This is a genomic window from Acinetobacter kanungonis (assembly GCF_009939195.1).
GTDB classification, from domain to species: Bacteria; Pseudomonadota; Gammaproteobacteria; order Pseudomonadales; family Moraxellaceae; genus Acinetobacter; species Acinetobacter kanungonis.
On record NZ_JAACKC010000002.1, the window covers coordinates 356,905 to 375,340 of the forward strand.

An 18,436-nucleotide genomic window follows, 5' to 3' on the forward strand; every position below is an offset into this window, starting at 1 on the left:
TTTCAATGTCAATTCATGATGAATTGATTGGATTTAGCGGAACTTAATCCTGTTTCGGGGCTTGTTCAGCTAGTTCAGCTGGACTTTCTTCAGCCTCAAAATCAGCACTTTCATCCTCTTCAAGGCTGTCTTCCAGCGATGCATCTTCTTCTGCATCAGGAATGAGTGCCAAATCAAACTGGGTAGATTGTTCAAGGGTAAAGTTCAGACGTCCACCCATCACACTTGCCAGCTCTTCCAAGCCTTGTTTGTTGAGTGAGGAGAATAATTGAATTGAGAAATCCAGTTTCATTTTCTTCAATTGCTGTTTGACATCTAAGAGGACTTTATTGGCTGGACCACGGTTCATCTTGTCCGACTTGGTTAATAGCACATGCACGAACAGATTGCGTGAATACGCCCATTCCAGCATCATCACATCAAAATGTTGCAGTGGATGGCGAATGTCCATCAACAGCACCAAGCCTTGTAGGCTTTTACGATGAATCAGATAGTTTTCCAGTTCTTTCTGCCACACAATTTTCATGGCTTCAGGAACAGCCGCGTAGCCATAACCGGGTAAGTCGACCAGACGTTGATCTGGATTGCCCAAACTAAAGAAGTTGATCATTTGGGTGCGACCAGGTTTCTTTGAGGCGCGCGCCAGTTGTTTTTGATTGGTCAGGGCATTAATCGCGCTAGATTTCCCAGCATTGGAGCGTCCAGCAAAGGCAATTTCGTAGCCTGTATCTTCTACACAAATGCTGAGCTTGGGTGCGCTCATTAAAAATGCGGCTCTGCGTAGCCAGTTGAGCGCGCGTACAGCATATTCAGTAATTGCAGGATCCATCTTTTTTTCATAGCTGATCTTCTGCTTAGGCGCTTGTGCGGCTTTACTGTTTTTTGATTTTCCTCTGCTGTGGTGCATAACTCAACTTCATTCACTGGTTTTCAAGTGCCTAGTATAAAGGAAGTCGCTCACGCACGCGAATTTTCCTCTACCGCCTCAAGCATCTTAGAGATTGAGCAGTTCAATCCCATTTTGAATGGTCTTGCTGTTCTTCGCACTGGAGCGCGCCAGCACTTCACCTAGGGTATATTGATTTAAATGTTGATAAAACTGTTCGAGTGCCTGATCTAAAATACTTTTTAAGCCGCAATTGCTTCTGAGTACACAAGGGGGATTGTTGCATTCCACAATCGGATTTTCACCCTGCAAAATGCGAACGGCTTCGCCCACTTGGAGATGCACGGCTTCAGGGTTTAAACGGATGCCGCCACCTTTACCACGGGTGGTAATTAACCAGTTCTGTTTGCCCATAAAATGCACAATTTTGACCAAATGGTTTTGTGACACTTTCAGGTCCGCGGCAATTTCCGCAATGGTATAGGCACTGTCCCTCGGTCGTGAAATGTACATCAGAATGCGCAGGGCATAATCGGTAAATTTATTTAGCTGCATGATTGTGCTCATCTTTTTTTGAGATGAATAGATAGGGCTAGTCTATCACAGACTAGCCCTATTAGGTATGCATGCGATCGGAAGCTTAGATGCGCACGCCACCTGTACCAAATGCTTCACTGTGAATTTGTTCGGGTTTGATGCCACGAGCTACCAAGGCTTGGTGTTGTTCAGCCATAAATGGCATTGGACCGCAGAGGTAGTAATCGGCATTGGCGGGTAAAACAGCTGCATCCATTGCACCTAAATCTAAACGTCCAGCCACATCATAATCTTCACCTAAGACATCGCCCTCATGCGGGAACTCATAGGCAGTAAATGTGCTTAAACGTGGATACTTGTCTTTCAATTCATGAATATGCTTTTTCATGGCATGTACTTGGCTGCTACGGCAGGCATGAATAAAGCTGACCGGTTGCGGCATGTCCATCGTCACCAACTGATTCAGCATGGCAATCATTGGGGTTAGACCTACACCACCACTAATAAACACATTACGTTTACTTGGATCGATCAGGTAGAAGTTTCCTGTCGGTGCCGAAACTTCAACTTCAGCACCTTCTTCCAAACCGTGTAGGGTAGAAGATACCCAGCCTGCAATTTGCTCACCTTTTTCATCTTCACGTTTCACTGAAATACGTAGATAGTCCGCTTGCGGGCTATTGGAAAGCGTATATTGACGAGGCTGTTTGTGTCCTAGCTGTTCGACAAAAACGCGAATCGAAATATATTGACCTGCTTCATATTTTGGTAATTCGCCACCATCAACAGGTGCCAGATAGAAAGAGGTGATTTCATCGCTTTCAACCACTTTCTTGGCAATTTTGAAATTGCGCCAGCCTAACCAACTACCTTTGGTTTGCTGATGCTGATCATAAATTGCTTTTTCGGTGCTAATAAACAGATCAGCCAATTGACCATAAGCTGCAGCCCAAGCCCCAATTAACGGATCTTCCATCGAAATGTTCAGCACTTCACTGATTGAATGCAGCAGGTTCTCACCTACAATATTGTAGTCAGGCGCTTGAATGTTCAGGCTGACATGCTTATGCGCAATCAGTTCAACCACGGGTAATAAAACCGAAGGATCTTCGATGTTTTCAGCATACGCCAGTACCGCACCTGCCAAAGCCTGTGCCTGAGCACCACTGCGTTGATGCCCCATGTTAAATGTTTCTTTTAAGTTCGGATTGTTACCTAACATGCGGTTATAAAAATAGCCTGTTAATGCAACACCATTTTCACGAAGAACGGGAACGGTGGCTTTTACGAGTTCAATTTGCTGCGGAGTCATTTTGCGATCTCACTGGCTGTTATTTATAAGATGTATTTAAAATACATATTTAATATTTTATTTGCAATCTCTTTTTAACACAAAACCCTATTTTTTTTATGGAATAAAATAAATCGGGAGCTTGTGCGAAAAATTGAGAGTTAAACTAAAAATTGATACTGCTGCAATTTTTAGTTCAACAATGGTTTGGGTTGAAAAAATTATGGTTATTGTGCTGATCTTTAGACGCTTTATTTCAGACCTTGGTGAAATCCTCAGTTGGAGTGGGGCGTTATTTCCCACCAAATAAGGAGCCTAATAAACCGCGCACAATTTTTTGTCCAGTCGAGCCACCTAAACTACGGGCAGCACTTTTGGCAAAGGTTCCCACAATATCCTGAGTGAGCTTTTCCCGCTGCTTGGCAGCACGATCCGCTTCTTTTTGTTGTTCACGTGCCAAACGTTCCTGCTCTTTGGCTTGCTGCTTGGCAAGCGCTTCTTGTTGTTTGGCTTGTTCTTTCGCGCTTGCTTCCGATTCAGTTTGTTGTTGGCGTTCAGCCACTTTTTGTTGTAGCCGCTCATAGGCACTGTCACGGTCAACACTTTGTTCATAGACGCCCGCCACAATGCTCTGCGCCATTAAGTTTTTGCGAGTTTCAAATGAAATCGGGCTAAAGGCTGAGTAGGGCGGCATCACCCAGCCGCGTTCAACGATTTGTGGTGTGCCTTGTTCATCTAGGCAGCTAATCAGTGCTTCGCCTACACCTAATTCTGTAATGGCTTGTTCGACATCAAAACTAGGATTCGCACGGAATGTTGCCGCTGCTGTCTTAACGGCTTTCTGGTCTTTCGGGGTAAAAGCTCTTAAGGCATGTTGAACTCGATTACCCAGTTGTCCCAGCACACTTTCAGGTAAATCTAAAGGATTTTGGGTGACAAAATAAATCCCAACGCCTTTGGAGCGAATCAAGCGAACGACTTGTTCAATTTTCTCTTGTAGGGCTGCACTGGCATTATCAAACAGTAAATGCGCTTCATCGAAGAAAAACACCAGTTTTGGTTTATCCATATCGCCGACTTCAGGCAATTGTTCAAATAATTCCGAAAGCATCCACAGCAGGAAAGTGGCGTAGAGTTTGGGGGTGTTCATCAGTTTGTCTGCAGCCAGCAGATTGATATAGCCGCGACCTTCACTATCCGTTTGAATAAAATCTAGAATATTTAAACTCGGTTCACCAAAGAATTGATCCCCGCCTTGATCGGCAAGCGCCAATAAATTGCGTTGGATAGCGCCTAAACTAGCAGGGGAGAGATTGCCATATTCGGCCTTAAATTCTGCGGCATGCTCGCTGACATAGCTGAGCATGGCTTTTAAATCTTTAAAGTCGATGAGTAGCAAGCCTTGATCATCGGCAATACGAAAAACAGCCGATAATACGCCTTCTTGGGTGTCATTGAGATTCAGCATCCGTGCCAATAAGAGTGGGCCAATTTCGGAAACTGTACTGCGAATGGGATGTCCTTGTTCGCCAAATAAGTCCCAAAACACGACAGGCGAGGCCGCAAAAGGAATGGCATCAATCCCTAGTGTTTTAAGACGTTCATCAAATTTAGGGCTACTGCTGCCTGCTTGTGCCAGACTGGAGACATCACCTTTGGCATCGGCTAAAAAAACGGGAACACCAATCCGTGAAAAACTTTCTGCCAGTACCTTTAAAGTTACTGTTTTTCCCGTGCCTGTTGCACCCGCAATCAGACCATGCCGATTGGCAAATTGAGAATGTAAAACGATCTCTTGTGAGGTATCTGTAGTTTTTTTGGCAATGACGATTGGTGTACTCATTTTTCACCTGTTTTAGAATTATTCGAGCTGTTTTAATGCATTTTGAATATCTTGGACTAAATCGTCAGTATCTTCTAGTCCTATACAAAAGCGCACCAATAAACCTTGTTGTAAATGTGTATGTTGTTGTGAGCGCATATGGTTCAGTTCATACAACATCACGAGGCTAACTGGACCGCCCCAGCTAAAGCCGAGCTTGAATAAATTCAGATGGTCACAGAATTTACGGATGGCTTTTAAGTCATATTCGGGTTTGAAAATCACACTGACCAAGCCTGCGCTTTTGCCTGTTTGGCAAACCTGTTTCCAGTATTCATGTCCCGCCGCATTCGCATCGCTCGGATGTAACACCTGACTAAATTGTGGTTGCTGTTTTAACCATGTGAGTAGCTTTAAGGCAGATTGTGCTTGTTGTTCATAACGAATCGACATATGTGCCAGACTGCGTTGAATCTGGGCGGTATCATCACCCGACACAGCAATACCTTGTATGGCATGCATACGGAACAATTGGTGATGCAATTGCTGATCACGCGTGACCACAGAACCCATCAAGATGTCACCGCCACCGCTTGGATATTTGGTCAGTGCATGTACGCTGATATCGACCGCCAAATGTTCTGCCGAAAAGTCAAAAGGATTAAAGGCTAAGCCCGCGCCCCAAGTATTGTCTAACACAGTCAGAATGTGTTGCGCTTGAGCTTTCTTCACCAAACCCACAAGGTCTGGAAATTCCAGCGTCACTGATCCTGCGGCTTCAAGCCAAAGGAGTTTGGCATGTTCAGATGGTGTGAAACTATTTACGTCTATCGGGTTATAAACGTGAACTTGAATCCCGTAGCGGCGTTCCAGATTACGCAGATGTTCCATATTTGGACCATAGACATTATCTGGTACCCAGACCTCATCGCCGTGTTTCAGCAATGCTGAATTGACTAAATTAATTGCCGACAGTCCACTCGGGGCGAGCAGGCAATATTCGCCACCTTCAATCTGTGCAATCTGATCGGCTAAGGTAAATGTGGTAGGCGTGCCATGTGTCCCGTAACTATAATCATAAGGATCGGTCCAGTGGCGATTAAATAGTGCATCGGTGTTTTCAAAGATGATGGTGGATGCACGAAACAGGGGAGGTTGAACGCTGGAAATATACTGAGGTGCTTTTCTTGGTGCATGAATCAGCGCAGTTTGAGATTTCTTGTTCAAGATGTGACTCATTTAGAGAGTAAGATGCGCTCTAGATTAAGAGAATCGATGCAATTTCGCTACCGAATTGGCGAGAACTGTAAAAACACGCAACCTAACTAAAAGTTGGCTTCAATTTTGCTAAATCCTTAAGGAAAGCTACAACAATAGGTTACAGCGCATGAAGTCGCATTTAAAAGTACATTATTTTCAGCACATTGCTGGTGAAGGGTTCGGTAGTTGTTATGAATTTTTAAAAGCCCATAAAGCTCAAATTACAGCCACAGAGTTTTTCGCCTTGCCTGTGGATTTGCCTTTGGAAATTGAAGCCTTGCCGCAGGTCGAAGATGTTGATCTGTTGATTATCATGGGTGGAACCATGAGTGTAAATGATGAAGCCAATTTCCCTTGGCTAAAGATTGAAAAACGTTGGCTTAGACGTTATTTGGCACTGGGTAAACCTGCGATTGGCTTGTGTTTAGGTGGGCAGTTGATTGCCAATGCTCTAGGTGCAGCGGTCAGTAAAACCAGCATTCAAGAATTAGGGTGGACCACGGTACGTAAAGTCCCGCATGTACCACAAGACTGTTTCGAGCTGCCTGAATATTTGAATGTCATGCAATGGCATAGTGAGAGCTTTGAAATTCCAAAAGGCGCAATCCATCTGGCAGAAAATGATGTCTGTCGCAATCAAATGTATCAAATTGGCAAGAACGTATTGGGCTTTCAGTTTCATCCTGAGATCACGCCTGAAACCTTGAGTCTCTTTTTAGAAAATGATGATGAGTTTGCCAATTATTCAGGTACTTATGTGCAGACAGAAAAGGAGTTAAAACACACTCCAAAAGCACAGTTTTTGCAGGGCAATCAATTACTCAATCAGGCCATCGAATACGTATTGCAGAAAACCGCATAGCGATTAAATAATAAACAATTGAAAATCATAAAAATATGAAAAAAAGACTAAAAAAAGTAAATTGGATTTGCTTAAGCGTTAAACAATGGCTATAATAAGCGACCCTTTAATGAAAGGGGGTTAACTGCGAAGAAAGTAGTTAACATCGTGACAGTCGTGGCATCGATCATGACCTTAGTGATATTTCACTGCTCTTGACACTTACCTTATTTAGTGGGGTGAGATGCGTCAAGGGTGATTCTTTATATATTTGGCTTGGAGTTAACTGGTATGTCTAACCAGAGAATTCGTATCCGTTTGAAGTCTTTTGATCACCGTTTAATTGATCAATCTGCTCAAGAGATCGTAGAAACAGCAAAACGTACTGGCGCACAAGTTTGTGGTCCAATCCCGATGCCAACTCGCATCGAACGTTTCAACGTTTTAACATCACCACACGTTAACAAAGATGCGCGTGACCAATATGAGATCCGCACTTACAAACGTTTGATCGACATCGTTCAACCTACAGATAAAACTGTTGATGCATTGATGAAGTTAGATCTTGCTGCTGGTGTTGATGTTCAGATCGCTTTGGGTTAAGGCTTTCGGTTAATTAACGCTTTTAAAGTTAATTAGGCCGCTTTTTTAGAGGTTATGCACATGGCTATTGGTTTAGTCGGTCGCAAGTGCGGTATGACCCGTATCTTTACAGATGCTGGTGTTTCTGTACCTGTAACAGTGATTGAGGTTGATCCTAACCGCATCACTCAAATCAAAACGCTTGAAACTGATGGTTATCAAGCGATTCAAATCACTACTGGTGAACGTCGCGAATCTCGCGTAACTAACGCTCAGAAAGGTCACTTTGCGAAAGCGGGTGTTGCTGCTGGTCGTCTAGTTCAAGAATTCCGCGCTACAGAAGCTGATCTTGAAGGTCGTGAAGTTGGTGGTGTTCTAACTGTTGATATGTTCACAGTTGGTCAAATCGTTGACGTTACTGGTACGTCTAAAGGTAAAGGTTTCCAAGGCGGTGTTAAGCGTTGGAACTTCCGTACTCAAGATGCTACTCATGGTAACTCGGTTTCTCACCGTGTTTTAGGTTCTACTGGTCAAAACCAGACACCTGGTCGCGTATTCAAAGGCAAAAAAATGGCTGGCCATTTAGGTGCTGAACGCGTAACTACTCAGGGTCTTGAGATCGTTGCTATTGACGCTGAACGTTCAGTTCTAGTGGTTAAAGGTGCGGTTCCTGGTGCTACTGGTGGTGACGTTACCGTTCGTCCTACGATTAAGGCCTGAGGGGAAATAACGTGAATTTAAAAACTGTTTCCGGCTCTGCTGTTGAATTGTCTGAAGTTGCTTTCGGTCGTGAATTTAACGAAGCTCTTGTACACCAAGTTGTTACAGCTTACTTAGCTGGTGGTCGTCAAGGTTCGAAAGCTCAGAAATCACGTGCTGACGTATCTGGCGGTGGTAAAAAGCCATTCCGTCAAAAAGGTACTGGTCGCGCTCGTGCTGGTTCTATTCGTAGCCCAATCTGGGTTGGTGGTGGTAAAACTTTTGCTGCTCGTCCACAAGATTGGTCTCAAAAAGTTAACCGCAAAATGTACCGCGGTGCAATGCAATGTATCTTAGCTGAACTTGTTCGCCAAGATCGTCTTGTATTAGTTGAAGAGATTGCTGTTGCAGCTCCAAAAACTAAAGAATTGCTTGCAAAACTTAACGACTTGAATGCTACTCGTGCATTGATCGTTACTGATGCTGTAGATGAGAATCTATATCTAGCGGCTCGCAACATTCCACACGTTGATGTGGTTGATGCTGCTGCAATCGATCCTGTTAGCTTGATCGCGTTCGATAAAGTTGTTATGTCTGTTGCTGCTGCTAAGAAAATTGAGGTAGAACTCGGATGAACAACGAACGTATCTATCAAGTCCTACAAGGACCTGTATTCTCAGAAAAAGCACAAGTTTTAGGTGAGACTGCTGGTGTTCAAGTATTCAAAGTTGCACTTGATGCAAACAAGCTTGAAATCAAAAAAGCAGTTGAACAACTCTTTGGTGTAGAAGTGGTTAAAGTAAACACGACTATCACTAAAGGTAAGTCTAAGCGCTTTGGTAAAACATTAGGACGTCGTTCTGATGTTAAAAAAGCATACGTCACCCTGAAAGCTGGCCAAGATGTAGAAATGGCTGACTTGGGCGATACCGCTGAAAGCGCAGCGGAATAAGGACGAAAATTATGCCGATTCAAAAATGTAAGCCAACGTCTCCAGGACGTCGCTTTGTAGAGAAAGTGGTTCATGACCACCTTCACAAAGGCGCTCCGTATGCTCCGTTGGTTGAAGCTAAAAAACGTACTGGTGGTCGTAACAACAACGGTCACATCACGACTCGTCACGTTGGTGGCGGTCACAAGCAGCACTACCGTCTTGTTGACTTCAAACGTAACAAAGATGGCATTCCTGCTGTAGTTGAGCGTATCGAATACGATCCTAACCGTACTGCACACATCGCATTGTTGAAGTATGCTGACGGTGAACGTCGTTACATCATCGCACCTAAAGGTTTGCGTGCTGGCGATAAAGTACAATCTGGTAACGATGCTCCAATTCGTCCAGGTAACTGCTTACCGCTTCGCAATATGCCTATCGGTTCTACACTTCACAACATCGAACTTAAAATCGGTAAAGGCGCGCAATTAGCTCGTTCTGCTGGTGCTTCTGTTCAGTTGTTAGGTCGTGACGGTTCTTATGCGATCATCCGTCTTCGTTCAGGTGAAATGCGTAAAGTTCACGTTGAATGTCGCGCTGTACTAGGTGAAGTTTCTAACCAAGAAAACAACCTTCGCTCACTAGGTAAAGCTGGTGCTGCACGCTGGCGTGGTGTTCGTCCTACCGTACGTGGTATGGCGATGAACCCAGTTGACCACCCACATGGTGGTGGTGAAGGGCGTAACAAAGGTATTCAACCTGTAAGCCCATGGGGTCAAAAAGCTAAAGGGTACAAGACACGTACCAACAAGCGTACGACTAAGATGATTATTCGCGATCGTCGCGTCAAGTAAAGGAATCTGATTAATGCCTCGTTCATTGAAAAAAGGTCCATTCGTCGATGCGCACTTGTTTGCTAAAGTTGAAGCTGCTATTGCTGCTAACAACCGTAAGCCGATCAAGACTTGGTCACGTCGTTCGATGATCCTCCCGGATTTTGTTGGTTTAACAATCTCTGTACATAATGGCCGTAACCACGTTCCAGTAATCGTTACTGAACACATGGTTGGTCACAAACTAGGTGAATTCGCGCCAACTCGTACCTATCGTGGTCACGGTGTTGACAAGAAGTCTAAACGTTAATAGGTGCTATGATGGAAGTAACTGCTAAATTACGCGGTGCCGCTATCTCGGCACAGAAAGCTCGTTTGGTTGCAGATCTTATCCGTGGCAAATCAGTTGCTCACGCGCTTAATATCTTAAACTTCAGCAACAAGAAAGCTGCAGTTTTAGTTAAGAAAGCATTGGAATCTGCAATTGCGAATGCTGAACACAATAACAGTTTAGATGTAGACGACCTTAAAGTTTCTACGATTTACGTTGATGAAGGCATGAGCCTTAAACGTATTATGCCACGTGCTAAAGGCCGTGCAGATCGTATTACTAAGCGTACTTGTCACATCACCGTTAAGGTAGGGGTTTGATATGGGTCAGAAGGTTCATCCAATCGGTATCCGCCTAGGTGTTGTGAAACGTCATAACGCTAACTGGTATGCGAATCCGAAACAATACGCTGAATACTTGCTTAAAGATTTACAAGTTCGTGAGTTTTTGACTAAAAAACTTAAGAACGCAATGATGAGCAATATTCTTATCGAACGTCCAACAGGCGCTGCTAAAATTACGATTAGCACTGCTCGTCCTGGTATCGTTATCGGTAAAAAAGGCGAAGACATTGAAAAATTACAGCGCGAACTTACCAACATTATGGGTGTTCCAGCGCAAGTAAGCATCAACGAAATCGATCGCCCAGACTTAGATGCTCGTTTAGTTGCTGAAGCAATCGCTTCTCAATTAGAAAAGCGTGTTATGTTCCGTCGTGCTATGAAGCGTGCGGTACAAAACTCTATGCGTGCTGGTGCTAAAGGTATCAAAGTTGAAGTTTCTGGCCGTTTAGGTGGTGCAGAGATCGCTCGTACTGAATGGTATCGTGAAGGTCGTGTACCTTTGCATACACTTCGTGCAGACATCGACTACTCAACTATGCGCGCTGAAACTACTTACGGTACGATTGGTGTTAAAGTATGGATCTTCCGTGGTGAGATCTTGGGTGGCATGAAACAAGTCATGAACCCAGCTCCAGCTGAAGAGCGTCCAGCTAAACGCGGTCGTGGTCGTGGTGAAGGTCAAGAACAACGTCGTGGACGTCGTAACGACCGTGCTGCTGACAAGGGAGAATAATCCATGTTGATGCCTAAACGTACCAAATTCCGTAAAGTGCAAAAAGGCCGTAACACTGGTCTTGCGCACCGTGGTAGTACAGTATCATTTGGTACAATCGCACTTAAAGCAACTGAACGTGGTCGTATGACTTCACGTCAAATTGAAGCTGCGCGTCGTACCATTAGCCGTCGTGTTAAGCGTGGTGGTAAGATCTTTATCCGTGTATTCCCAGACAAACCAATTACTGAAAAGCCATTAGAAGTTCGTATGGGTAACGGTAAAGGTAACGTGGAATACTGGGTTTGTGAAATCAAACCAGGTAAGATCCTGTACGAAATGGCAGGTGTGAACGATGAATTAGCAACTGAAGCTTTCAAGCTTGCTGCTGCTAAACTTCCGTTTAAAACCACTATCGTGACTCGGACGGTAATGTAATGAAAACTAAAGATCTACGTGAAAAGTCGGTAGAAGAGTTGACAGCTTTGCTTGATGAGCAACAGCTTAACCAATTCCGTCTTCGTATGGCTAAAGCAACTGGTCAATTGGGTAAATCGCACGAAGTTGCACTTACTCGCAAGACAATTGCTCGTATTAAGACCCTCCTTACCGAAAAACAGGGGAACGGACAATGAGTGAAAAAACAGTCCGCACGTTAACCGGCAAAGTAGTAAGCGACAAAATGGACAAGTCTATTGTTGTGCTTATCGAACGTCGTGTTCAACACCCGTTGTATGGCAAATCAATCCGCCGTTCAACTAAATTACATGCTCATGATGAGAACAACACTGCTAAATTAGGCGATGTTGTAACAATCAAAGAAAGCCGCCCAATTTCTAAAACTAAGTCTTGGACTTTAGTTGAAGTTGTTGAAGCTGCTGCTGAGTAATTAAACGTTCTTGCATCATCGGTCAATTTCGAGTACTCTTTGAGCCTTTCGAAATTGCGACCGGTGATGCACGGTTTTGGAGTAGGGCAATGATTCAAACCGAAAGCATGCTCGACGTAGCAGACAACAGTGGTGCTCGCCGCGTACAATGTATTAAAGTACTTGGTGGTTCACATCGTCGTTATGCTTCAGTTGGCGATATTATTAAAGTTACTGTAAAAGAAGCTATTCCACGCGCACGTGTTAAAAAAGGTGACGTGATGAATGCTGTGGTTGTACGTACAAAATTCGGCATCCGTCGTCCAGACGGTTCTGTGATTCGTTTCGACGATAACGCAGCTGTTATTTTGAACAACAACAAAGCGCCGATTGCAACTCGTATTTTCGGACCAGTGACTCGTGAACTTCGTACTGAACAGTTCATGAAAATCATTTCATTGGCTCCTGAAGTTCTATAAGAGGCACTCATGGCTAAGATTAAAAAAGGCGATCAAGTAATTGTGATCGCAGGTAAAGAAAAAGGCAAACAGGGTACTGTTCTGTCTGTTTCTAATGACCGTGTTATGGTTGAAGGCCTTAACTTGGTTAAGAAGCATCAAAAGCCGAACCGTGCAACAGGTGCTGAAGGCGCTATCGTTACACAAGAAGCTTCGCTTCATATCTCTAATGTGGCAATTTTTAATGCTACAACCCAAAAGGCTGACCGTGTTGGTTACCAAGTGATTGAAGGCGTGAAAACTCGCGTTTACAAGTCAAATGGTGAATCAGTGGCGGTAGCGAAGTAATAGGTTGAGAAGGCAATGGCCAGACTTAAAACGCGTTACAATGACGAACTTAAAGCTCAGTTACAAGAGACTTTAGGCGTTAAAAATGTGATGGATATTCCTCGCATTACTAAAATCACGATCAACATGGGTGTTGGTGCAGCTGCTGCTGACAAAAAACTCCTTGATGGTGCTCTTGCTGATATGCAAGCAATTGCTGGTCAAAAACCAGTGCTTACATTAGCTCGCAAATCAATCGCTGGTTTCAAAATCCGTGATGGTTGGCCGATCGGTTGTAAAGTTACTTTACGCGGCGAACGTATGTACGAATTCTTAGACCGTTTGATCTCTATCGCGATCCCTCGTATTCGTGACTTCCGTGGTTTCTCTTCGAAATCATTTGATGGTCGTGGTAACTACTCTATGGGTCTTAAAGAGCAAATCGTTTTCCCTGAAATCGATTTCGATAAGATTGATCGTATTCGTGGTATGGATATTACCGTTACTACGACTGCTCGCACCGATGACGAAGGCCGTGCGCTTATGCGTGCATTCGGCTTCCCGTTCAAATAAGAGGTCGATATGGCTAAGAAAGGTATGATTAATCGCGAATTGAAACGCGAAAAGACTGTTGCTAAATTTGCTGCAAAACGTGCTGAATTAAAAGCTACGATTGCAAATGTAAATGCAAGCGACGAAGAGCGTTTCGAAGCGATGATGAAGTTACAAGCATTACCACGTAATGCGTCTCCAGTACGTCTTCGTAACCGTTGTGGTTTAACTGGTCGTCCTCATGGTTACTTCCGTAAGTTCGGCTTAAGCCGTAACAAATTACGTGACACAGTAATGCAAGGTGATGTACCGGGCGTTGTTAAGGCAAGCTGGTAAGGAGCGACTATAAATGAGTATGCAAGATACCGTTGCCGACATGTTAACACGTGTTCGTAACGCACAAATGGCTAAGAAACAAACTGTTTCTATGCCTAATTCTAAGTTGAAAGTTGCAATTGCAAACGTACTTCAACAAGAAGGTTATGTTTCAAACGTAGAAGTTGCTGAAGTTGAAGGCAAAGCTACTTTGACCATCACTTTAAAATATTTCGAAGGCAAACCAGTTATCGAAACTGTGAAGCGCGTAAGCCGTCCAGGTCTTCGCCAATATCGCGGTAAAGATGCACTTCCGAGCGTTAAGCAAGGTTTAGGTATTGCAATTGTTTCTACAAGCAAAGGCATCATGACTGATCGCGCTGCACGTGCTGCAGGCGTTGGTGGTGAAGTTATTGCTTTTGTTTCTTAATAGGTGATTCCTCATGTCTCGTGTGGCTAAAGCCCCAGTAACTGTACCTAACGGTGTTACAGTTACTCAGAACGGCCGGCAGGTCGAAGTGAAAGGCAGTAAAGGTACTTTGTCTTTCAACCTGCATGCGCTGGTCGAGCTTAAACAGGAAGACGGTATTTTAGCTGTTGCTCCAAAAACTGAGTCGAAAGACGCTTGGATGCAAGCTGGTACTGCTCGCGCTGTGCTTAACAACCTTGTAAAAGGTGTGAGCGAAGGCTTCGAACGCAAGTTACAACTTATCGGTGTTGGTTATAAAGCTGCGGTTAAAGGTAACATTGTTAACCTTAACCTTGGTTTCTCTCACCCGATCGATTATACGCTTCCTGAAGGTGTAACTGCTGAAACTCCTACAGCAACTGAAATTATCCTTAAATCTGCTGATAAAGCAGCTTTAGGTCAAGTTGCTGCAGATATCCGTGGTTACCGTCCGCCAGAGCCTTATAAAGGTAAAGGTGTTCGTTATTCTAACGAAGTTGTACTTCGTAAAGAAGCTAAGAAGAAATAAGGCGCGAGGTTCTTATGAACGAAAAGAAACAATCCCGTTTGCGTCGTGCGAAAAGCACACGCTTGCACATTCGTGCATTGGGTGCGACTCGTTTGTGTGTAAACCGCACTCCGCGTCACATCTATGCTCAAGTTATCTCAGCAGATGGTGGCAAAGTTTTAGCGCAAGCTTCAACTTTAGATGCTACTTTACGTTCGGGTTCAACTGGTAATATTGAAGCAGCGACTAAAGTAGGTGCTTTAATCGCAGAGCGTGCTAAAGCAGCTGGTGTTACTAAAGTTGCATTTGACCGTTCTGGTTTTAAATATCATGGTCGTATCAAAGCCTTGGCTGATGCTGCTCGTGAAAACGGCTTGGAGTTCTAATCATGGCTAAAGTTGAACAAAACGAAGGTCTTGTTGAAAAGCTGGTTGCCGTTGATCGTGTAGCCAAAGTTGTTAAGGGTGGTCGTATCTTCTCTTTCACAGCATTAACTGTTGTGGGTGATGGTAATGGTCGCGTAGGTTTCGGTCGTGGTAAAGCTCGTGAGGTTCCAGCTGCTATTTCTAAAGCACTTGAAGCTGCACGTCGCAACATGATTACTGTAGACCTTGCTGGTACTACTTTACAACATCCTGTGAATGCGCGTCATGGTGCAAGCCGTGTGTACATGCAACCTGCTTCTGAAGGTACTGGCGTAATCGCTGGTGGCGCAATGCGTGCCGTTCTTGAAGCTGCAGGCGTACATAACGTACTTGCTAAATGTTACGGTTCTACAAACGCTGCGAACGTTGTAAACGCAACTTTCAAAGGTTTGCGTGATATGACTTCTCCAGAGAAAGTAGCTGCTAAACGTGGTCTTTCTGTAGAACAAATTCAAGGGTAATCAATCATGAAAACGATTAAAGTTACCCAGACTAAATCTTCTTCGCACCGCTTGAAAAATCACAAGCTTTGCTTACAAGGTTTAGGTCTGCGTCGTATTGGTCATACGGTAGAAGTGCAAGATACGCCTTCTAACCGCGGTATGATCAACAAAGTCTACTATATGGTTAGTGTAGAGGAATAAGCCATGACTCTGCGTTTAAATGAACTTGCACCTGCAGAAGGTGCTAAGCGTGATAATCTTCGTCTAGGCCGTGGTATCGGTTCTGGCGTTGGTAAGACTGGTGGTCGTGGTATCAAAGGTCAAAACTCACGTAAAAGTGGTGGTACTCGTCCGGGCTTTGAAGGCGGTCAAACTGCGTTATATCGTCGTTTGCCTAAATTCGGCTTCACTAGCCAAATCGCTTTAAAAACTGCTGAAGTACGTTTATCAGAGCTTGCTAAAGTTGAAGGTGATATCGTTTCACTTGAAACTTTAAAAGCGGCGAATGTTGTACGTAAAGATATGCTTCGTGCTCGTATCGTACTTTCTGGTGAAATTACTCGTGCATTCACTGTTCAAGGTGTTGCATTGACTAAAGGCGCTAAAGCTGCTGTTGAAGCTGCTGGCGGCAAAGTCGAGGAGTAATCGCGAGTGTCTATGTCTCCTAGTTCTTCAGGTCATGTTCACATGATGAAAGGGCAACCATTTTACGTGAAATACCGTGAAATTATTCGCCGAATGATGTTTCTCTTCGGTGCATTGTTGGTTTTTCGACTAGGAGCGCATATTCCAGTACCGGGCATTAATAATGCTGCACTTGAAAACCTTTTTAATGCAAACCAGGGTACGATCCTTGGTTTGTTTAACATGTTTTCAGGTGGTGCTTTAGAAAGAATGTCAATTCTTGCCTTGGGAATTATGCCGTATATTTCTGCCTCGATTATTGTGCAGTTAATGTCGACAGTGATTCCATCACTCGAAGCTTTGAAGAAAGAGGGTGAGCAAGGAAAACGTAAGATTAACCAATATACACGTCAAGGTACGTTGCTTCTTGCTTTAGTGCAGGCAACAGGGATGTGTGCTGGTTTGATCAGTCAGGGCATTACGCTGTCTGCTGGTTTAGCCTTCTACGTTCCAGCTGTAACTTCATTGGTTGCAGGTACTATGTTCTTAATGTGGTTGGGCGAACAAATTACCGAACGCGGAGTGGGCAATGGTATTTCCATGATCATTTTCGCGGGTATTGTTGCCGGATTGCCGAATTTAATTATGCAATCTATTTCATCGGTAGATAATGGTCAAACAAGCTTGATTGGCTTGGCTATTTTTGGCTTGTTATCCCTAGCGGTGTTGGCAGCAATTGTGTTTATTGAGAAAGCGCAACGTCGTATTCCAGTGAACTATGCTCAAAAACAGCAAGGTCGTCGTGTATTTACTGCGCAGCAAACGCATTTGCCATTGAAAATTAATATGGCAGGTGTGATTCCAGCGATCTTTGCGAGTTCTTTACTATTGTTTCCAGCCAGTCTGGGTCAATGGGTAGGTAGCTCAGATCCAAGTGCAGGGATTATCAAGCGTAGTCTGCAAGATTTGGCTCTTTTATTGTCGCCTGGACAGCCGTTGTATTTGGTGCTCTTTGGTGCGTTAATTATCTTTTTCTGTTATTTCTATACGGCGCTAGTATTTAGTCCTAAAGAAGTATCAGAGAACTTAAAACGCAGCGGAGCTTATGTGCCTGGTATTCGCCCAGGTGAGCAAACTGCTCGTTATTTAGATCATATTCTCAATCGTTTGACATTTATTGGTGCGATTTATATTACGATCGTGTGTTTAATGCCGATGATTCTGCAAAGCTCGTTTGGTATCCCATTCTATTTAGGTGGTACTTCTTTGCTGATCGTTGTTGTTGTGGTTATGGATTTCATGGCGCAATTGCAAGCACACCTGACTTCTCATCAATATGATAATCAAACGTTAATGAGAAAAACGACTGCTCATCCGAAGGGATAAGCGCACTTAGAGGTTTCATCATGAAAGTACAAGCTTCTGTAAAGAAAATTTGTGGTAGCTGTAAAGTTATCCGTCGTAATGGGGTTATTCGCGTAATTTGCAGCGCAGAACCTCGTCATAAGCAGCGTCAAGGTTAAAATCTGATCAAGACCTGTTGATTTCAGTAGGCTAATTAGGTTATTATCCGCCCCTCAAGATTTTTGTGGGGCGGTTGATTATCTCTACTGCCTTTTTGGAGAAAATTGAATGGCTCGTATTGCCGGTGTAAACATTCCGGATAACAAGCATGCTGTTATCTCTCTCACTTATATCTTTGGTATTGGTCGCCACACTGCTAAGAACATCTTGGCTGCTGTTGGTATCGCACCGACTACAAAGATTCGTGAATTAGATGATGCTCAGCTTGATGCGATTCGTGCAGAAGTTACTAAGGTTCCTACCGAAGGTGATTTACGTCGCGAAATTTCCATGAACATTAAACGTTTAATGGATTTAGGCTGCTACCGCGGTCTTCGTCATCGTCGCAGCTTGCCTGTCCGCGGACAACGCACCAAAACTAACGCACGTACCCGTAAAGGTCCGCGCAAACCTATTAAGAAATAAGATTTCTGGAAGCTAAAAGATGGCTAAAGATACTCGCGCACGCAAGAAGGTCACTCGTACCGTCTCTGAAGGTGTCGCACACATTCACGCTTCTTTTAATAACACCATTGTAACGATCACTGATCGTCAAGGTAATGCATTGGCTTGGGCTACTTCAGGTGGACAAGGCTTCCGTGGATCACGTAAATCAACTCCGTTTGCTGCTCAGGTAGCTGCTGAAGTTGCTGGTAAAGCTGCTTTAGATTACGGTTTGAAAAACTTGGACGTCCTTGTAAAAGGTCCTGGTCCTGGTCGTGAGTCTGCGGTTCGTGCATTAGGTGCAGTGGGTTATAAAATTAACAGCATTACCGATGTGACTCCAATTCCGCACAACGGTTGCCGTCCACCTAAAAAACGTCGCGTGTAAG

Annotated in this window: 30 protein-coding genes and 1 pseudogene; 26 read left to right on the forward strand and 5 right to left on the reverse strand. The window is 44.1% G+C overall.

Annotated features, from left to right (window positions below):
* Nucleotides 1–43: 43 nt before the first annotated feature.
* The 5 genes from yihA to GWK51_RS05865 form a co-directional block, all read right to left on the reverse strand.
* Nucleotides 44–907: a ribosome biogenesis GTP-binding protein YihA/YsxC gene (yihA, locus tag GWK51_RS05845; protein WP_161933027.1), complete on the reverse strand. Its 864-nt coding sequence runs from the start codon at nt 905–907 to the stop codon at nt 44–46.
* Nucleotides 908–994: 87 nt separating this feature from the next.
* Nucleotides 995–1,441, reverse strand: coding sequence for an RrF2 family transcriptional regulator (locus GWK51_RS05850; protein ID WP_161933028.1), 447 nt, complete (start codon nt 1,439–1,441; stop codon nt 995–997).
* Nucleotides 1,442–1,526: 85 nt separating this feature from the next.
* Entirely contained in the window at nt 1,527–2,735 is a 1,209-nt protein-coding gene (hmpA, locus tag GWK51_RS05855) for an NO-inducible flavohemoprotein (protein WP_100241846.1), read from the reverse strand.
* 271 nt (nt 2,736–3,006) lie between these two features.
* A complete protein-coding gene (locus GWK51_RS05860; RefSeq protein WP_161933029.1) occupies nt 3,007–4,557 on the reverse strand; it encodes a helicase HerA-like domain-containing protein in 1,551 nt (516 codons plus the stop codon).
* An 18-nt stretch (nt 4,558–4,575) separates the two neighbouring features.
* Nucleotides 4,576–5,775: a PLP-dependent transferase gene (locus tag GWK51_RS05865; protein WP_161933030.1), complete on the reverse strand. Its 1,200-nt coding sequence runs from the start codon at nt 5,773–5,775 to the stop codon at nt 4,576–4,578.
* A gap of 148 nt (nt 5,776–5,923) precedes the next feature.
* On the opposite strand from GWK51_RS05865, the gene GWK51_RS05870 reads away from it, so the two are divergent.
* The 26 genes and pseudogenes from GWK51_RS05870 to rpsK all read left to right on the forward strand — a co-directional run bounded on the left by GWK51_RS05870 (nt 5,924) and on the right by rpsK (nt 18,435).
* A complete protein-coding gene (locus tag GWK51_RS05870; RefSeq protein ID WP_100241843.1) occupies nt 5,924–6,658 on the forward strand; it encodes a type 1 glutamine amidotransferase in 735 nt (244 codons plus the stop codon).
* Nucleotides 6,659–6,928: 270 nt separating this feature from the next.
* Nucleotides 6,929–7,240, forward strand: a complete 312-nt coding sequence (gene rpsJ, locus GWK51_RS05875) for a 30S ribosomal protein S10 (protein WP_000070912.1) — start codon at nt 6,929–6,931, stop codon at nt 7,238–7,240.
* A gap of 60 nt (nt 7,241–7,300) precedes the next feature.
* Nucleotides 7,301–7,939, forward strand: coding sequence for a 50S ribosomal protein L3 (gene rplC / locus GWK51_RS05880; protein WP_100241842.1), 639 nt, complete (start codon nt 7,301–7,303; stop codon nt 7,937–7,939).
* Between the two features lie 11 nt (nt 7,940–7,950).
* The gene (gene rplD / locus GWK51_RS05885) at nt 7,951–8,553 is read left to right on the forward strand and encodes a 50S ribosomal protein L4 (RefSeq protein ID WP_100241841.1); all 603 of its coding nucleotides are present in this window, start codon (nt 7,951–7,953) and stop codon (nt 8,551–8,553) included.
* On the forward strand, nt 8,550–8,870 hold the full coding sequence (rplW, locus tag GWK51_RS05890; protein ID WP_100241840.1) for a 50S ribosomal protein L23: 321 nt from the start codon (nt 8,550–8,552) through the stop codon (nt 8,868–8,870). Before rplD ends, rplW begins: the two co-directional genes overlap by 4 nt.
* Before the next feature lie 11 nt (nt 8,871–8,881).
* Nucleotides 8,882–9,706: a 50S ribosomal protein L2 gene (gene rplB, locus GWK51_RS05895; protein WP_016168599.1), complete on the forward strand. Its 825-nt coding sequence runs from the start codon at nt 8,882–8,884 to the stop codon at nt 9,704–9,706.
* Nucleotides 9,707–9,719: 13 nt separating this feature from the next.
* Nucleotides 9,720–9,995, forward strand: coding sequence for a 30S ribosomal protein S19 (gene rpsS / locus GWK51_RS05900; protein ID WP_004641066.1), 276 nt, complete (start codon nt 9,720–9,722; stop codon nt 9,993–9,995).
* Between the two features lie 11 nt (nt 9,996–10,006).
* Nucleotides 10,007–10,336, forward strand: a complete 330-nt coding sequence (rplV, locus tag GWK51_RS05905) for a 50S ribosomal protein L22 (RefSeq protein WP_001982638.1) — start codon at nt 10,007–10,009, stop codon at nt 10,334–10,336.
* A 1-nt stretch (nt 10,337) separates the two neighbouring features.
* Nucleotides 10,338–11,103 (forward strand): annotated as a pseudogene (gene rpsC / locus GWK51_RS05910) (30S ribosomal protein S3).
* Nucleotides 11,097–11,510 carry a 50S ribosomal protein L16 gene (rplP, locus tag GWK51_RS05915; RefSeq protein WP_100241837.1) on the forward strand — a complete coding sequence of 138 codons (414 nt, stop codon included), beginning with the start codon at nt 11,097–11,099 and terminating at the stop codon, nt 11,508–11,510. The pseudogene rpsC and the gene rplP overlap by 7 nt, the downstream one beginning before the upstream one ends.
* Nucleotides 11,510–11,707 carry a 50S ribosomal protein L29 gene (gene rpmC / locus GWK51_RS05920; RefSeq protein WP_004650482.1) on the forward strand — a complete coding sequence of 66 codons (198 nt, stop codon included), beginning with the start codon at nt 11,510–11,512 and terminating at the stop codon, nt 11,705–11,707. Before rplP ends, rpmC begins: the two co-directional genes overlap by 1 nt.
* On the forward strand, nt 11,704–11,961 hold the full coding sequence (gene rpsQ / locus GWK51_RS05925) for a 30S ribosomal protein S17 (protein ID WP_016168596.1): 258 nt from the start codon (nt 11,704–11,706) through the stop codon (nt 11,959–11,961). The genes rpmC and rpsQ overlap by 4 nt, the downstream gene beginning before the upstream one ends.
* 89 nt (nt 11,962–12,050) lie before the next feature.
* Complete coding sequence (rplN, locus tag GWK51_RS05930; protein WP_004657680.1) at nt 12,051–12,419, forward strand: 50S ribosomal protein L14; 369 nt, start codon at nt 12,051–12,053, stop codon at nt 12,417–12,419.
* Between the two features lie 9 nt (nt 12,420–12,428).
* A complete protein-coding gene (gene rplX / locus GWK51_RS05935) occupies nt 12,429–12,746 on the forward strand; it encodes a 50S ribosomal protein L24 (protein ID WP_044739623.1) in 318 nt (105 codons plus the stop codon).
* A gap of 15 nt (nt 12,747–12,761) precedes the next feature.
* Entirely contained in the window at nt 12,762–13,298 is a 537-nt protein-coding gene (gene rplE, locus GWK51_RS05940; protein ID WP_016168594.1) for a 50S ribosomal protein L5, read from the forward strand.
* Nucleotides 13,299–13,307: 9 nt separating this feature from the next.
* A complete protein-coding gene (gene rpsN / locus GWK51_RS05945; RefSeq protein ID WP_004754234.1) occupies nt 13,308–13,613 on the forward strand; it encodes a 30S ribosomal protein S14 in 306 nt (101 codons plus the stop codon).
* Between the two features lie 13 nt (nt 13,614–13,626).
* Nucleotides 13,627–14,022: a 30S ribosomal protein S8 gene (gene rpsH, locus GWK51_RS05950; RefSeq protein ID WP_100241836.1), complete on the forward strand. Its 396-nt coding sequence runs from the start codon at nt 13,627–13,629 to the stop codon at nt 14,020–14,022.
* A 13-nt stretch (nt 14,023–14,035) separates the two neighbouring features.
* Nucleotides 14,036–14,569: a 50S ribosomal protein L6 gene (rplF, locus tag GWK51_RS05955; protein ID WP_161933031.1), complete on the forward strand. Its 534-nt coding sequence runs from the start codon at nt 14,036–14,038 to the stop codon at nt 14,567–14,569.
* A gap of 14 nt (nt 14,570–14,583) precedes the next feature.
* Complete coding sequence (gene rplR, locus GWK51_RS05960; RefSeq protein ID WP_161933032.1) at nt 14,584–14,934, forward strand: 50S ribosomal protein L18; 351 nt, start codon at nt 14,584–14,586, stop codon at nt 14,932–14,934.
* Between the two features lie 2 nt (nt 14,935–14,936).
* On the forward strand, nt 14,937–15,434 hold the full coding sequence (rpsE, locus tag GWK51_RS05965) for a 30S ribosomal protein S5 (protein ID WP_004657688.1): 498 nt from the start codon (nt 14,937–14,939) through the stop codon (nt 15,432–15,434).
* Between the two features lie 6 nt (nt 15,435–15,440).
* Complete coding sequence (rpmD, locus tag GWK51_RS05970) at nt 15,441–15,617, forward strand: 50S ribosomal protein L30 (protein ID WP_000849088.1); 177 nt, start codon at nt 15,441–15,443, stop codon at nt 15,615–15,617.
* A gap of 3 nt (nt 15,618–15,620) precedes the next feature.
* Nucleotides 15,621–16,061, forward strand: coding sequence for a 50S ribosomal protein L15 (rplO, locus tag GWK51_RS05975; protein ID WP_016168590.1), 441 nt, complete (start codon nt 15,621–15,623; stop codon nt 16,059–16,061).
* A 45-nt stretch (nt 16,062–16,106) separates the two neighbouring features.
* Complete coding sequence (secY, locus tag GWK51_RS05980) at nt 16,107–17,426, forward strand: preprotein translocase subunit SecY (protein WP_171479162.1); 1,320 nt, start codon at nt 16,107–16,109, stop codon at nt 17,424–17,426.
* A gap of 20 nt (nt 17,427–17,446) precedes the next feature.
* Complete coding sequence (gene rpmJ / locus GWK51_RS05985) at nt 17,447–17,563, forward strand: 50S ribosomal protein L36 (RefSeq protein WP_000867907.1); 117 nt, start codon at nt 17,447–17,449, stop codon at nt 17,561–17,563.
* A gap of 109 nt (nt 17,564–17,672) precedes the next feature.
* Nucleotides 17,673–18,029: a 30S ribosomal protein S13 gene (rpsM, locus tag GWK51_RS05990; protein ID WP_016168588.1), complete on the forward strand. Its 357-nt coding sequence runs from the start codon at nt 17,673–17,675 to the stop codon at nt 18,027–18,029.
* A gap of 19 nt (nt 18,030–18,048) precedes the next feature.
* Nucleotides 18,049–18,435 carry a 30S ribosomal protein S11 gene (gene rpsK / locus GWK51_RS05995; RefSeq protein ID WP_004281491.1) on the forward strand — a complete coding sequence of 129 codons (387 nt, stop codon included), beginning with the start codon at nt 18,049–18,051 and terminating at the stop codon, nt 18,433–18,435.
* Nucleotide 18,436: the final 1 nt, after the last annotated feature.